Genomic DNA, 13,438 nt, shown 5'->3' on the forward strand with positions numbered 1-13,438 from the left:
TAATCCTCGTCCGTCGACAGATCGGTCGCTGGGTACGTTACGGACATCGATCGTGTTGCAACAACCCGTCCGGGTCGAGCGTCCAGGGCTGTGACGGCAGCTCGAGCGGGTCGAATCCGGCCAGCATGTCCGCCGCCGTGCTCGCGGTGTAGCCGAGTGAGCGGGCCAGCGCGGCGACCACCTGTTCGGTGCTCTCGCCGAGAGCGTGCCGGTCGGCCAGCGTCACCGCGCCGTCGCGTTTGGCCAGTCGCTGCCCGGATTCGTTGAGCACCAACGGAACATGCGCGTAGTGCGGTACCGGCAGTTCGAGCAGGGTGGCCAGATAGGCCTGGCGCGGGGTGGACGGCAGCAGGTCGTCGCCGCGCACCACCTGGTCGACGCCCTGTTCGGCATCGTCGACGACCACCGCGAGGTTGTAGGCGGGAATGCCGTCGCCGCGGCGCAGCACCACATCGTCGACCGGGCCCCGGTAGCGGCCGTGCAGTTGATCGATCACCTCGAATTCGGTCACCGAGGCCCGCAGGCGCAGCGCGGCGGGCCTGCCCTCGGCACGTTTGGCCGCGCGTTCGGCCTCGGTCAGGTCGCGGCAGGTACCCGGGTAGGCGCCCATCGGGCCGTGTGGTGCGGTCGCGGCCTGCTGGATTTCCCTTCTGGTGCAGAAGCATTCATAGGTCAGGCCGGCGGCGGTGAGCCGATCGATGGCCGCGGTGTAGTGCGCGAGCCGGTCGGATTGCCGGACCACCGGCGGGTCCCAGTCCAGGCCGATCGCGGCCAGGTCGGCCAGCTGGCGGGGTTCGGCGCCCGGACGCACCCGGTCCAGATCGTCGATGCGCAGCACGAACCGGCGCCCGGTGCTGCGGGCGAAGAGCCAGGCCAGCAGGGCCGTACGCAAGTTGCCCAGGTGCAGGTCACCGGACGGGCTGGGTGCGTAGCGGCCCGCGGGAGCGAGGTCGGTCGGCATTCCGGTCATGGTAGGGCGCGGGCGTCAGCCGGGCCGGGAGGTGGTGGCGCACAGCCGGGGCATCAGCCGGTCCTCGGGGATCGGCAGGCCGGCCTCCAGATCGGCGAGCAGGCCGCGCGCGTGCGCGATCAAACCGGCCGCGTCGACGTCGTAGGGAAAGGGTCGCGTGGTTTCGCCGGCGGTTTCGGTGTAATCAGGATCACTCTCGAAATCGGCCTCGAACGTCGTCAGCCGGTTTATCGCTCGGTCCAACAGGGTATACGCGCCCTTCGTGTTCCCGCGCTGAATGTGGGTGAGCCCCACCGCATACTGCGCCAGGCCCTGCCACAGCATCCGTTCGGCGAACGGGCCGTTCTTCCAGGCCGCCTCCAAAACCTCGTGCGCGTTGAATGCGAGGCCGTCGTCGAGCAGTTGCTGAGCGAAGGCGAGAGTTTGCTGGGGTGGCAGATTCAAGTCATCCGGAATTCGGGGCACCCCCTGGCTACCCGGCGGCAGCGGCCGCCCGAAGCGGTCCCGAGGGCGGGCATTGAGGGCGCGACCTGTGGCGTCGCGATCGCGTTCGACCATGTCCTCCATGATCCACGCGGATCCGGCGTTGTGCTCACGCGGTGTATCCCGGCGCGCATTTATGACCGATCACAGTCCAATCACATCCGATGAATACTTCAACCACCGAAACCGTCTCAGAAAGAAAGCCACGCGCTGGCAATGTTTCCGCAACGACAAAACTTCGCAAGCTTGGCAAAAGTGTTGTGGTAGTGGGCAAGAGACCGGCAAACTATGGAAGAACCTGCTAGGGTTCACTGCGCGAGGCCCGCCCACGTGGGTGTTTTCGCCTCGCCGCCCGTGCGTTCTCGGAAATGCGAGTGCAGACAGGCGTACAGGGGAAGTTGCGCGCTATCACCAGGCGCACCACGGCGTTCGTCGTTCGGTGTCGGATGCCGGTTGATCGGAGCAAGTCAGAAGTCAGAACAAAATATCGTGACGCAGCAAAGGAGTCGGTGCCGTGGAGGTTGATTTGACGGGCGCTGTGTGGCGTAAGAGCCGGCACAGTGGCCCGGACGGGAACTGCGTGGAAGTCGCGCATCTCGTCGACGGCAACGTGGCGGTCCGGGACACCAAGGACAGCGGGAACGGACCGGTGCTGGCCTTCGCCCCCGGCGAGTGGGACGCATTCCTAACCGGCCTGGCCGGTGGCCGGTTCGAGCGCAGGCAGTAACGCCGGGCAGCAGCCGCACACAGCATCACGGGCCCCGGGTCGATTCGGACTCGGGGCCTTCGCAGTGTCAGTGCCCGGACTCGAGGTCTTGCTGCTTGCGCAGCACCGCGAGCTGCCGGTGCTCCTCTTCCTCTTCGATCGCCAGATTGCGCTCGGATTCCTCGCGCGGATCGGCGCGCAGCAAACTGCCGGTGCCGGGTTTGCCGGCCAGGCCAAGCTTGTTCATCTTCTTGGGCACCGGGGCGCCCTGGTACTCCAGCGGCACCGGATGCCCGTGCGGATCCACCGGGCCGAGCGGTTGGTGCACCTCGATGTACTCACCGTGCGGCAGCCGCTTGATCACGCCGGTCTCGATGCCGTGCTCGAGCACCGCGCGGTCGCTGCGTTGCAGGCCCAGGCAGAACCGGTAGGCCAGGAAGTAGGCGATCGGCGGGCCGAGCAGCAATCCGATGCGGCCGGCCCAGGTGGTCGCGTTGAGCGAGATGTTGAACTTGTAGGCGATGATGTCGTTGACGCAGGCCAGCGTCAGGATCACGTAGAACGTGATGGCCATGGCGCCGATGGCGGTGCGCACCGGGACGTCGCGCGGGCGTTGCAGCAGGTTGTGGTGTGCGGCCCGGTCGCCGGTGAGTCGTTTCTCGATCCACGGATAGGCGATCAGCAGCACGAACACCAGGCCCATGGTCAGCGCCACCCAGGTCACCGCGGGCACGGTGTAGCGGCCCAGATACAGCTCCCATGGCGGCATGAGCCGGGCCAGGCCGTCGGTCCACATCATGTAGAAGTCCGGCTGCGAACCGGCCGACACCTGCGAGGGGTTGTAGGGGCCGATATTCCAGATCGGGTTGATCTGGAGCAGCCCGCCCATCAGGCCGACGACGCCGAGGGTGAAGGCGAAGAACGCGCCCTGGTCGGCGGCGAACACCGGCACGATGCGGGCGCCCACCACGTTGTTCTCGGTGCGGCCCGGGCCGGGGAACTGGGTGTGCTTCTGGTACCAGACGATCGCGATATGGGCGGCGATCAAGGCCAGCATGATGCCGGGGAACAGCAGCACATGGGCGATGTAGAGGCGCGGGATGATGATGTCGCCGGGGAAGTCGCCGCCGAACATCAGCCAGTGCAGCCAGGTGCCGATGACCGGCAACCCGATGGTGATGCCGGAGAACGCGGCCCGCAGGCCGGTGCCGGAGAGCAGGTCGTCGGGCAGCGAGTAGCCGAAGAAGCCCTCGAACATGGCCATGATCAGCAGCAGTGAGCCGATCACCCAGTTCGCTTCACGCGGTTTGCGGAATGCGCCGGTGAAGAAGATGCGCAGAAGATGCACGATGATCGAGGCCGCGAACAGCAGCGCCGCCCAGTGATGCACCTGCCGGACGAACAGGCCGCCGCGCACCTCGAAGGAGATGTTCAGCGCCGTCTCGTAGGCCCGCGACATGCCCACACCGCGCAGCGGTTGATAGGCGCCGTCGTAGATCACGTGGCTCATCGAGGGATCGAAATACAAGGTCAGGTACACACCCGACAGCAGCAGGATGATGAACGAGTAGAGCGCGATCTCACCCAGCAGGAACGACCAGTGGGTGGGGAAGACCTTGTTGATCGAGCGCTTCACGAATGCCGCGGCGCGATATCGATCGTCGACCGCGTTGGCCTGCGAACTCAATGTGCGTTCTAGTGCAGCCATCATCGACACCCGACCCTGAGGAGAGTGGAATGGGTTCTACTACAGACGGTAGCACCGCTTCCGGTGCCGAGTCGATGGTTTTCCGCCCAGCTCCGCCGTCTCGCCGCCAGGTCGTTATCGTCGCCGCATGAGCAAGGTCGAGCCGCAGGACGCGACGATGTACTGGCTGTCCCGCCGCACCCGCAACGACCTGTTCCTGCTGTACTGCTTCGCCGAAACCGAGCTGAGCACCGATCAGCTACGCGCGACCATCGCCCACCGCAGCGCCACCATCCCCGACCTCTGCCTGCGCCTGCGCCCGGCCCCGCGCGACCTGAGTTATCCGACCTGGGTGCCATGCGCCTTCGACCCGAGCCAGTTCGTCGAACATCGCCTCCCGCAAGCCGATTGGACGCATCTGGAGCACGCGCTGGGCGAAGTGCTCGCGACGGGCGTCGACGCCGCCGAGCGGCCGTGGCGGCTGCATGTGTTTCGTGGCATCGCCGGTGCGCCGCTGTCGTCGGCGGGGGAGGGCGCTCTATCCGCGGCGCCGGACCGTGTCACCGTCGCCGTGTTGCAGATGTCGCACGCGCTGGCCGACGGGAAGCGCGCGGCCGACCTGGCGCGCGCTCTGTTCAGCCCGTGGCCGGCCGTACCGGACACAACGGTCGCCGCCGGACCGGATGAACTCGCGGGTGCGAGTCGGACGGCTGGTGATTCCCCTGAAACGGCCCGAACACGGCCGTCTGTGGGTGTCGCGAAGTCCGTGGCCGGAGCATGCGGCAACAGCAGTGGCGCCCCAGTAGGCGCTGCGGGCTCGGCGCGGAGACCGCGGGCCGTATCGACCGCGACCGAACTGTTCCGCACCGCCGCCGAGGCAGTCCGTCTCGGTTCTGCGGTCGCCGCTATCCCGGTCCGCATGGCGCGCACCGTGGCCGGCGGTATCAGCGCGTTTCGCGCCCAACGTGAGCTGGCGAAGTTGACCGAAGCCGGTGAGCTGCCCGAGGCAGGCGGTGGTTTCGCACCGAGCCTGCTGAACGGTCCGGGCGAGGTCGGCGGTCATCGCCTGCGGATGATCGTGTGCCAGGCGGAACAGTTGCGCGCGCCGGGTTTCAGTGTGACCGTGCTGGCGCTGACCGCCGTGTCGATCGCGCTGGAGCGGTATCTGGAACGCCACGCAGCGCTGCTGGACCGGCTGGGTGCGCAAGTGCCGATGGCGCTGCCGCACCCCGCCCTTCTGCGCGATGTGGGCCTCGTGCGCCGGGCGGTCACCGCAGTAGGCGCGCTGGCGCAGCCGCGCAACAACTACCGCAGCCTCGGCGTCGACTTGTTCGCGGACGAGCCGGATCCGCGCCGCCGGGCCGAGCGGATCGCCGCCGAGCTGGCCGCGCGCCGCACCCGTGCGGTTCATCCGTTGCTGTCGGTGCAGGATCGCGTCACCGCCTCGCTGCCGGCGCCGATCCTGCGTCGTGACGTCGACCGCTATCCGATCGATACGATCCCGGACGCACTCGCCGGCCACACCGTCGTCTCCAGCGTCTACCGCGGCCCGGCCGACCTGACCTTCGGCGACGCTCCCGTCCTGTTCACCGCGGGATTCCCCGCGCTCGGCGCCGTCATGCACCTCACCCACGGCGTGCACGGACTCGGCGACACCGTCACCATCTCGGTACACGCCGACCCCGCGACGATCCCCGACCTGGACTGCTATGCCGATCTGCTCCGCGCGGCCTTGGACGAGGTGAGTACGCGCGTCCGCGAACCGGATTCCGGCCCGGCCGCCGGGTGATCAGATCTTGCCCGCCGCCAGCTGATCGAAGACCCGCCGGTAGTAGGTGGTGAAGAACCGGCGGCCCATCGCCCGCATGACCAGCACGCCGAACCACGCCGAAGCGCTGATCGAGGTGTTGTCCCAGATGCCGTGCACGGTGCTACCGCCGTCGGCGCCCGGCCGGACGATCACCGTGTGATAGCTGCCGACGGCGAGGTCGTCGCTGCGGACCACCGTCATCGTCACCGTGCCGGGCTCGGACCAGTCGTAGTGCCAGGTGGCGTCGATCGGCGGGAAGTCCTGACCCTCGCGGACCTCGGCACTGGTCTCGCCGACGCTGTAGACCGCATAGGTCTTGGCCGACAACGCGGGCCAGCGGTCCGGCCGCCGCGGCGAGAAATCGGTCAGTAGCTCGACCACCTGGTCGGGAGTCGCCGCGGTCGGTAGATCGAACTCGAATGTGGTGCGCATGGCCGCCACTTCCCTCGCGATGGGTGCGAACTTCCTAGGGAGATCTTCGCACCTGGGGTGTGACGATGGTCACTATTCGTCCAGGCCGTCACATTCCACGGTCCGCGCTCGTCTCCAGGGTGAGAGCGAAAAACTGCTGATCACCGGGGATGTCCGCTCGGTGACGGGACGGGAACGGAGACGGCGATGCCCTCGAATATCTTGCTCACCGGTGGTACCGGCACCCTTGGACGTCAGGTGACGCCGCTGCTGCGCCAGGCGAATGTGCCGTTCCGGATTCTGAGCCGCCGCGAACCCGGCACCCGCGACGGCATCGACTACGTCAGCGGCGACCTGCTGAAGAACCGGGGCATCGACGCCGCGGTCGACGGCGTCGACACCATCCTGCACCTGGCCGGCGACGCCAAGACCGACGCCGAAACCACCCGCACCCTGATGGCTGCCGCCGCCCGCGCCGGTGTACGGCACGTCGTCTACATCTCGGTCACCGCACCGGAATCGCTGCCGGTCCGCTATTACCGGCAGAAAGCGGCCGCCGAGCAGTTCGTGACCGGGTCCGGCGTCCCGTGGACGACGTTGCGGGCGGCCCAATTCCACGATCTGCTGTTCGGCGTCGTGCGCGCGCTGGCGAAATCGCCGGTGATTCCCGCGCCCGGCGGTCTGCGGGCCCAGCCGGTGGAGACCGCCGAGGTCGCGCGACGCTTGGTCGAGCTCACCCTTGCCGAACCCGCCGGGCTGGTGCGCGATCTGGTCGGGCCCGAGGTGCTCGAGCTCTCCGATCTCACCCGCCAATACCTGCGTGCCACCGGTAAACGACGTCTGCTGGTGCCGATTCGGGTGCCCGGGGCGATGGGCCGCGCCTACCGGGCCGGCGACAACCTCGTCTCCGGCTGCGATGTCGGCACCCGCACCTGGGCCGAATTCCTCGCCGCGCGCACCGGCCTCGCCGAGCGCGCCAGGTGAGCCGGCTCGCTCAGCGGGCGGTGGCCTCGGCGGCGCCCGGGCCGACGGTGGCCCCTTCGAAGAACTGGGTTTCGCTCACCCCGAGCCGGGAGGTGACCAGTTCCAGCGCCAGCCGCACCACCGACGTCTCATCGGGCGCCACCACCTGCGACTGTTCCAGTCGGGAGGTGCCGCGCTCGACGCGGATCCGGCAGCGCCAGCCGTGGCCGGTGGCGTACGGCTCCGGTCGCCCGATCATCACGCGGACCGCGGCGCCGTCGACGGTGAACTGTTTGGTGGCCAGCAAATCGCCGGCGGCGGTGTCGGGCGCGATCATGCGACCGCGTCCGGCGGGGGTGAGGTGGCAGCTACTGGTCGTGTTCCCCATCGAAATCTCCCGGTCCCATGCGAACGGCCTGGGAGTCGTGCTGCTCCCGTCGGGCACGACCGTAATCGCTAATGCCGAAATCAGCAACACATCAGCAAACGAGTTTACTCGCGTGTCACGAAACAGACTTCTGCCGGATGTGGACCGAGTAACCGCGTCGTGCATGGAAACTGGGTAGATGGGCGTGCCAACGGCGGACGCTCCGGTCACGCAGCAGCAGCGACCGGCGCGGCGACTGTTTCGTAGCGGGGTCTGGGCGGGGTACCTGGCGGCCCTGGCCGTCGTCAGTGTCGTGTTCGGCATACCCACCGATCGCATCTATCAGGCCGCCTGGATCATGGTCGGCATCGCGGCCTTCAACCCCTATCGGCCGTGGCGTGAGCACCTGCGAATCCTGATCGACTGGGTGCCGTTGATCGCGGCACTGGTGGTCTACGACCACACCCGCGGCATCGCCGACAAACTCGGGATGCCGGTGCGCGTGGAGGAGCTCGTCTCGGCGGAGAGCTGGCTGTTCGGCGGCACCATCCCCACGGTGTGGCTGCAGCAGCACCTGATGACCGGCGATGAACGGCCGTGGTGGTCGATCCTCACCGGCATCGTCTACACCAGCCATTTCATCGTCCCGTGGCTGGTGGCCGCCATCTTCTATGTGCAGTCGCGCGGCCGCTGGTCGAAATACATGCGCCGCATCGTGCTGCTGTCGTATCTGGGCCTGCTCACCTACATCCTGGTGCCCGCGGCGCCGCCCTGGTACGCCTCGCGGGAGGGGGTGATTCCCGAGGATGTCGGCCGGGTCAGCGGTTTCGGCTTCGGCATGGTCTCCTTCGACACCAGTGCCGATTGGCTGGAAGCACAAGGCAATCTGGTCGCCGCGCTGCCCTCGCTGCATGCCGCGTTCTCGCTGATGGTGACGGTGGCGCTGTGGCCGTTCGCGCCCAAGTGGTTCCGGGTGATCCTGGCGTTGTATCCGCCGGCGATGGCATTCACGCTGATCTACGGCGGTGAGCACTACACCATCGATGTGCTGCTCGGCTGGGCCTACGTCGGGGTGACGATCCTGCTCGCGCGGGCCTGGGAGCGGCGCAGGCCGCCACCTCCGGATGAACCACGCACGCCGCCGGCGGTCGAACCGGAATCGACCACCGACGGCGTGCGCGAGGGCTGAACCGTCTACTTCGTGCGCGGGGTGAACGGCTGATTGATCGTGGTGAAGTACTGGACCAGCGCTGCGATGGCCACCGGCGCGGTCACCAGGATCTGACCGGCGAGAGTGCCCAGTGCGCCGATGGCGAGGATGCCGCCGAGGCAGCCGACGGCCGCGGCCGGGATGAACGGCCCGAACATGCCGACGATCGACGCCGCCGCCACCGTGGCTCCCGCGATACCGCCGAGCACACAGCCGACGATGCCGCCGCCGATCCCGCCTACCATGGTGCCGATCGAGGCGCCCGTGGCGATGGTGTCCTTCAACCGGGTGAACGCCGCCACCTCGCGGTCATACGGTGTCGCCCACCGCGCCTGGTCCTCGAACGGCAGCGCCACCGGCTGGTAGACGGCGTGCTCGAGATCGAAGCGGGGCGTCAGGGTGGCGGTGCGGCCGTTGATCTCGGCGGCGATCGGGAAGAGGAAATCGTCGACCCGGAACTCGAGCGGCGTGCCGGCGAGCACGGTGCCGTCGGGCGCCTTGATCGCGAAGAGCCCGCCGTCGGCGCTCAGCGAACCCGAATCGATGCTGATGACGGTGTTGGACGGCGTGGTGGTGGCGGTGTAGTTCACCGCTGCCGGGGTGTGCGGGTCCGCACCGGCCGGTCCGACCGTGAGAACGGTGGCTGCGACGGCCAGGGTGGACACGGCAGCGATCTTGCGCAAGAACATCGGGCGAAACCTCCAGTGCGGCTGCTGATTCGAAGCTGGCGGTAACCCTCGCAGCCGCGGCTGAAGCCAGCCTGAAGCAAGCTGAACGCGTCTTCAGGAAGGGGGCCGCCGCGCGCGGCCATTCCGGTGCCGGATGTTCGCGAGTAGACTCCGGAACCGGTGTTCGACGCGCGCGTTTTGTAGTGGGGGACCGGTACTACCAGGGGATTCGACATGGATACCCACACCGACGAGATCGCTGACGGCATCTACCGCATCTCGACATTCATTCCCGAGGTCGGACCCGCCGGGTTCACCTTCAATCAGTTCTTCGTCGACGCCGAGGAACCATTGCTGTTCCACTGCGGCATGCGGGCGCTGTTCCCGCTGGTCTCCGCGCAGATCGAGCGGATCAGGCCGGTCGAGCAGCTGCGCTGGATCACCTTCGGTCACGTCGAGGCCGACGAGTGCGGCGCGATGAATCTGTTCCTCGCGGCCGCACCGCACGCCCAGGTCGCGCACGGTGAGCTGGGCTGCCTGGTCTCCCTCGACGATCTGGCCGACCGGCCGCCGCGCCGGATGGCCGACGGCGAGGTGCTCGATATCGGCGGCCGCCGCATTCAGCATTTCGACACCCCGCACGCCCCGCACAACTGGGAGGCGCGGGTGCTCTACGAGCAGACCACCGGGGTGCTGTTCTGCGGTGATCTGATGAGTCAGCTCGGCAAGGGTCCGGCCGTGACGGCCGCCGATCTGGTCGAACCCGCCGCAGTCGCTGAGGACGTCTTCCACGCGACCTCGCTCGGACCAGCCGTCCCCGCCGCGCTGTACCGGCTCGCCGAACTCCAGCCGACCACGTTGGCGATCATGCACGGTTCGAGCTTCGTCGGCGACGGCGCGACGGCGCTGCGTGCCCTGGCCGAGGACTACGAGCAGCGGCTGGCCGCCTGACAGTGCGGCCATGACCGGCGGTGTCGAACTGCGCGTCTACGCCGAGCTGAACGATTTCCTGCCGCCGCAGTCGCGGTATCGGATGCTGTGGCGGCCGGTGCGCCCGCATCAGACGGTCAAGGACGTGGTGGAGGCGGCGGGGGTACCGCATACCGAGATCGACCTGCTGCTGGTCAACGGCGAATCGGTGGATTTCGGGCATCGTCCGCGTCCGGGTGACCGGCTCGCGGTGTATCCGGTGTTCGAGACCCTCGATATCGGCGCGCTCACCCGGGTGCGACCGCGGCCGTTGCGTGACCCGCGTTTCCTGGTCGACGTCAACCTCGGCGGCCTGGCCCGGCTGATGCGGTTGATGGGCCTGGACATCCGCTGCGAGTTCGCCGCCGACGACGCCGAGCTGGCGCGCATCTCGGCTGCCGAACACCGCATCCTGCTCACCCGCGACCGCGGCCTGCTTGCGCGCCGCATCGTCACCCACGGGGTTTTCGTGCGCGCGGATCGCCCGGAGGACCAGATCGTCGAGGTCATCACCCGGCTCGACCTCGCCGACCGGCTGGCCCCGCTCACCCGCTGCGTGCGTTGCGGCGGCCTGCTGGCCGAGGTCGACAAGAGCGAAGTGGCTGATCGGCTGCAACCGCTGACCCTGCGCTATTACGACACCTTCCGGCAGTGTCGCGGCTGTGGGCGCGTCTACTGGGCGGGCGCTCATCAGCGTCGGCTCGATGACCTGATCGCCCGCATCCGCGCCGGTGTGCAGGCACGCACGCGGGCCGCGTCCCGCGACGTCACCTAGCGTTCGGCGAACGGCACCGGAAGCTTGCCGAAGCGCAGCGAGTTGGCCAGCTCCCCGGCCGATTCGGCGGTGAAGTTCCCGGCGATCTGGGTCTGTCCGGCCGACGTCGGTGAGACGACCATCGGCGCGCTGACCACCACGGTGTCGACCACGAAAGCGATGCGTCGGTTCACGTTCTCGGTGGTGAGGGCCTCGAACCGGTCGGCGGCTTCGGCGGTGAACGTCACGTCGACCACATGGCGGGTCGACTGGGGATCGAGATGGGCGCGCGCATCGGAGATCGCGCGATTGTCGAGCACCGAGGGGCCGAGCAGCAGCACTTCGGAGCCGTCGGCGGCGCAGGTGACCAGCGGTAGCGCCGGATCGTCGGCGCCGCGCAGCGGATCGGTTGCGGCGCAGTCGAGTTCGGCGATGGCCTGTTGCTGTACCGCGGGATCGCTGCTCTGCCTGGAGATTCTGGCCGCGGTCGCGTCGGGGGCGGCCGGACCCTTGCCGGTCGGGGGTGCCGCGGTGAGCACCGGGCGGACGGTGAGCTCGCCGGTCTGCGCGAGTCTGCGAGCGGCCGCGCCGTCGTCGTCGGGGACGGTGATCACCAGCGTGTCGTCCTTGATCGTGACCGTCGTGCCGCTCAACCCCATACCGTCGGCACGCCATTGAATGATCTGCTTGGCCGCGCTCATGGTTTCCGGTGTGGGCGGTGTGCCGTCTGCGGTACGTGCGGTGAGGACCACGGGGATGCCCGGCGGCGCTTGGGTCGTCGAGGCGGGCGTCGTGGTCGGCTCGGGTATGGCCTGACCGGCGGTATCGCATCCGGTGATCAGGGCCACGCCGCAGATCAGCGTTACCGCGGCCCGAATCCGTCCGGACCGCACCCACGTGTTGCTCATCGGAACCCCCCGATCTCGGCTGTGTCCGTCCGAGGGTAATCGACGGAGCCCGGCCGGGCCCACCGCAAACGAAAACCGGCCCGGTTGCTGATCGCATCCGGGCCGGTTATCTGCGGCGGAGGATAGGGGATTTGAACCCCTGAGGGCGTTAACCCAACCCGCGTTCCAGGCGAGCGCCATAGGCCACTAGGCGAATCCTCCGTGGTGCAGCATACCGGCTGGACCCCGGCCGATGCCAAACGGGCCGGTCGCGGCGCTCATCCGCGCTGGTGCGCGGCGTGGCGGCGGCTATTTACGCAGGGCGTCGAGCACCTTCTTGACCTGTGCGCGGGCAGCGGCGTCGATGCCGTCGCGGTCGAAACTGCCCATCGACGAGACGCTGATCTCGACCTTGACCGAGATATTGCTGTCGTTGACGGCGACGATGTGATCGAGGGTGCTGGGAATGTAGTTGTAGGTGTGCTCCTGGGTGGCGTAGTAGCCGCGCTCGCCGATCCCGCTCACCGTGCCGTGGTCGTAGCCGGTGCCGGTGGTTCCGGTGTCGAACTGCTTCCACATGTCGAAGCGGGGTTCGTCCTGGTACTTGGTGTCGAAGGCGACCTCGAGCGACAGCGACGCGTCGCCGCCGTCCTCGCCGGGGTTGGTGTTCTTGGCCCGGCAGCTGAGGTCGCCGCCGCCGATGCTGTCCATCGGGCCGTCCTCTTTGTGCGTGGTCTCCTCGCGGTTGACCGCCCACTGCTCGAGCACGCTCAGGTCGACCAGTTCGCAGGCGTTGCCCTCCTTGAAGGCGTAGGCGCCTTCCCAGGGCTTGTCGCCGGAGTCGGACACGCTCGAGGCGATGGCGATCACACCGCCGATGACCACCAGCAGCACCACCGCGGCGATCGATCCGCCGATGATCCACGGAGTCTTGTTGCTCGACCGCGGCGGCGGTGGCATGAAGCCGGCCGGCGGCACCGGCTGGCCGGGCGCCCACTGCTGCTGGCCGGACGGATAGGGGTTGGCGGCGCTCGGATACGGATTCGCGCCGGGGTAGGGGGTGCCTGCGTAAGGGTTGGCGCCGCTGCCGTACGGATCACCGGGCGGGTTCAGATCCGAACGCAGGATGGTCGGATCGGCCACCGGCTGATTCAGGTCCGAGCGCAGGATCGTCGGATCCGACCTGGACGGATCGGCCGCCGGACCGGTGTTCGGGGTCTCCCACCACTGCGGTTCCGGGCCGCCGCCGTCGGGCGGATTCTGGTTGGTCATCTGTCGATCCCCTCGTGCGTGAGGGCAAAGCCCCTCCGGTATTCCCAAGGATCGTAGCCAGCGATCTTGTCGCGCGCCGCCCCCTGTCTGCACGGCCCGCCCGGGACCGCTACACTGGCCGACGGATCCCGCGCGGCGCGCATCCTGTGAACTCCCCCAGGGCCGGAAGGCAGCAAGGGTCAACGGGCTCTGCCGGGTGCGCGGGGTCCCCTTTTTTATTGCCCCCAATTCGCAGCAATCGCCGGGTAACGTTGACCGGGGTGTGCCGAGTGATCGGCCCC

The 13,438-nt window shown here is 68.2% G+C and carries 14 protein-coding genes, 1 tRNA gene and 1 other RNA gene; 7 read left to right on the forward strand and 9 right to left on the reverse strand.

Annotation, left to right across the window (positions count from 1 at the left end):
* Positions 1-37 precede the first annotated feature (37 nt).
* The gene (gluQRS, locus tag NOCYR_RS01205) at positions 38-961 is read right to left on the reverse strand and encodes a tRNA glutamyl-Q(34) synthetase GluQRS (RefSeq protein ID WP_048832556.1); all 924 of its coding nucleotides are present in this window, start codon (positions 959-961) and stop codon (positions 38-40) included.
* Between the two features lie 24 nt (positions 962-985).
* Positions 986-1,528, reverse strand: coding sequence for a DUF309 domain-containing protein (locus NOCYR_RS01210; protein ID WP_048833834.1), 543 nt, complete (start codon positions 1,526-1,528; stop codon positions 986-988).
* Positions 1,529-1,967: 439 nt separating this feature from the next.
* Between NOCYR_RS01210 and NOCYR_RS01215 the strand changes: the two genes are divergently transcribed.
* Positions 1,968-2,180 carry a DUF397 domain-containing protein gene (locus NOCYR_RS01215; protein WP_048832558.1) on the forward strand — a complete coding sequence of 71 codons (213 nt, stop codon included), beginning with the start codon at positions 1,968-1,970 and terminating at the stop codon, positions 2,178-2,180.
* A 67-nt stretch (positions 2,181-2,247) separates the two neighbouring features.
* On the opposite strand, the gene NOCYR_RS01220 is transcribed toward NOCYR_RS01215, so the two are convergent.
* Positions 2,248-3,867, reverse strand: a complete 1,620-nt coding sequence (locus NOCYR_RS01220; RefSeq protein ID WP_228781416.1) for a cytochrome b — start codon at positions 3,865-3,867, stop codon at positions 2,248-2,250.
* A 127-nt stretch (positions 3,868-3,994) separates the two neighbouring features.
* Here NOCYR_RS01220 and NOCYR_RS27835 point away from each other — a divergent pair, with 127 nt between their 5' ends.
* Positions 3,995-5,635 carry a WS/DGAT domain-containing protein gene (locus NOCYR_RS27835; RefSeq protein WP_014348536.1) on the forward strand — a complete coding sequence of 547 codons (1,641 nt, stop codon included), beginning with the start codon at positions 3,995-3,997 and terminating at the stop codon, positions 5,633-5,635.
* Here NOCYR_RS27835 and NOCYR_RS01230 read toward each other — a convergent pair whose 3' ends face one another.
* On the reverse strand, positions 5,636-6,088 hold the full coding sequence (locus NOCYR_RS01230; RefSeq protein WP_014348537.1) for a hypothetical protein: 453 nt from the start codon (positions 6,086-6,088) through the stop codon (positions 5,636-5,638).
* Between the two features lie 186 nt (positions 6,089-6,274).
* Here NOCYR_RS01230 and NOCYR_RS01235 point away from each other — a divergent pair, with 186 nt between their 5' ends.
* Positions 6,275-7,051, forward strand: coding sequence for an SDR family oxidoreductase (locus NOCYR_RS01235; RefSeq protein WP_014348538.1), 777 nt, complete (start codon positions 6,275-6,277; stop codon positions 7,049-7,051).
* A gap of 10 nt (positions 7,052-7,061) precedes the next feature.
* Here NOCYR_RS01235 and NOCYR_RS01240 read toward each other — a convergent pair whose 3' ends face one another.
* Positions 7,062-7,418: a hypothetical protein gene (locus tag NOCYR_RS01240; protein ID WP_228781417.1), complete on the reverse strand. Its 357-nt coding sequence runs from the start codon at positions 7,416-7,418 to the stop codon at positions 7,062-7,064.
* Positions 7,419-7,596: 178 nt separating this feature from the next.
* Between NOCYR_RS01240 and NOCYR_RS01245 the strand changes: the two genes are divergently transcribed.
* Positions 7,597-8,586: a phosphatase PAP2 family protein gene (locus NOCYR_RS01245; RefSeq protein ID WP_014348540.1), complete on the forward strand. Its 990-nt coding sequence runs from the start codon at positions 7,597-7,599 to the stop codon at positions 8,584-8,586.
* A 5-nt stretch (positions 8,587-8,591) separates the two neighbouring features.
* Here the strand turns inward: NOCYR_RS01245 and NOCYR_RS01250 are convergent, their stop codons facing one another.
* Positions 8,592-9,296, reverse strand: a complete 705-nt coding sequence (locus NOCYR_RS01250; RefSeq protein ID WP_014348541.1) for a hypothetical protein — start codon at positions 9,294-9,296, stop codon at positions 8,592-8,594.
* A 213-nt stretch (positions 9,297-9,509) separates the two neighbouring features.
* Between NOCYR_RS01250 and NOCYR_RS01255 the strand changes: the two genes are divergently transcribed.
* Positions 9,510-10,226: a hypothetical protein gene (locus tag NOCYR_RS01255; RefSeq protein ID WP_014348542.1), complete on the forward strand. Its 717-nt coding sequence runs from the start codon at positions 9,510-9,512 to the stop codon at positions 10,224-10,226.
* Between the two features lie 10 nt (positions 10,227-10,236).
* Positions 10,237-11,019, forward strand: coding sequence for a Mut7-C RNAse domain-containing protein (locus NOCYR_RS01260; protein ID WP_014348543.1), 783 nt, complete (start codon positions 10,237-10,239; stop codon positions 11,017-11,019).
* On the opposite strand, the gene secD is transcribed toward NOCYR_RS01260, so the two are convergent.
* From secD to NOCYR_RS01275, 3 genes are all read right to left on the reverse strand, one after another.
* A complete protein-coding gene (gene secD, locus NOCYR_RS01265; protein ID WP_048832562.1) occupies positions 11,016-11,906 on the reverse strand; it encodes a preprotein translocase subunit SecD in 891 nt (296 codons plus the stop codon). The two genes, NOCYR_RS01260 and secD, sit on opposite strands and share 4 nt — an antisense overlap.
* Before the next feature lie 116 nt (positions 11,907-12,022).
* Positions 12,023-12,107: transfer RNA gene (locus NOCYR_RS01270), tRNA-Ser, on the reverse strand.
* Between the two features lie 87 nt (positions 12,108-12,194).
* Positions 12,195-13,157, reverse strand: a complete 963-nt coding sequence (locus NOCYR_RS01275) for a hypothetical protein (RefSeq protein WP_014348545.1) — start codon at positions 13,155-13,157, stop codon at positions 12,195-12,197.
* 120 nt (positions 13,158-13,277) lie between these two features.
* Here NOCYR_RS01275 and ffs point away from each other — a divergent pair.
* Positions 13,278-13,372, forward strand: an RNA gene (gene ffs / locus NOCYR_RS28055) — signal recognition particle sRNA small type.
* Positions 13,373-13,438 lie beyond the last annotated feature (66 nt).

Source organism: Nocardia cyriacigeorgica GUH-2, from assembly GCF_000284035.1.
Lineage (GTDB): Bacteria > Actinomycetota > Actinomycetes > Mycobacteriales > Mycobacteriaceae > Nocardia > Nocardia cyriacigeorgica_B.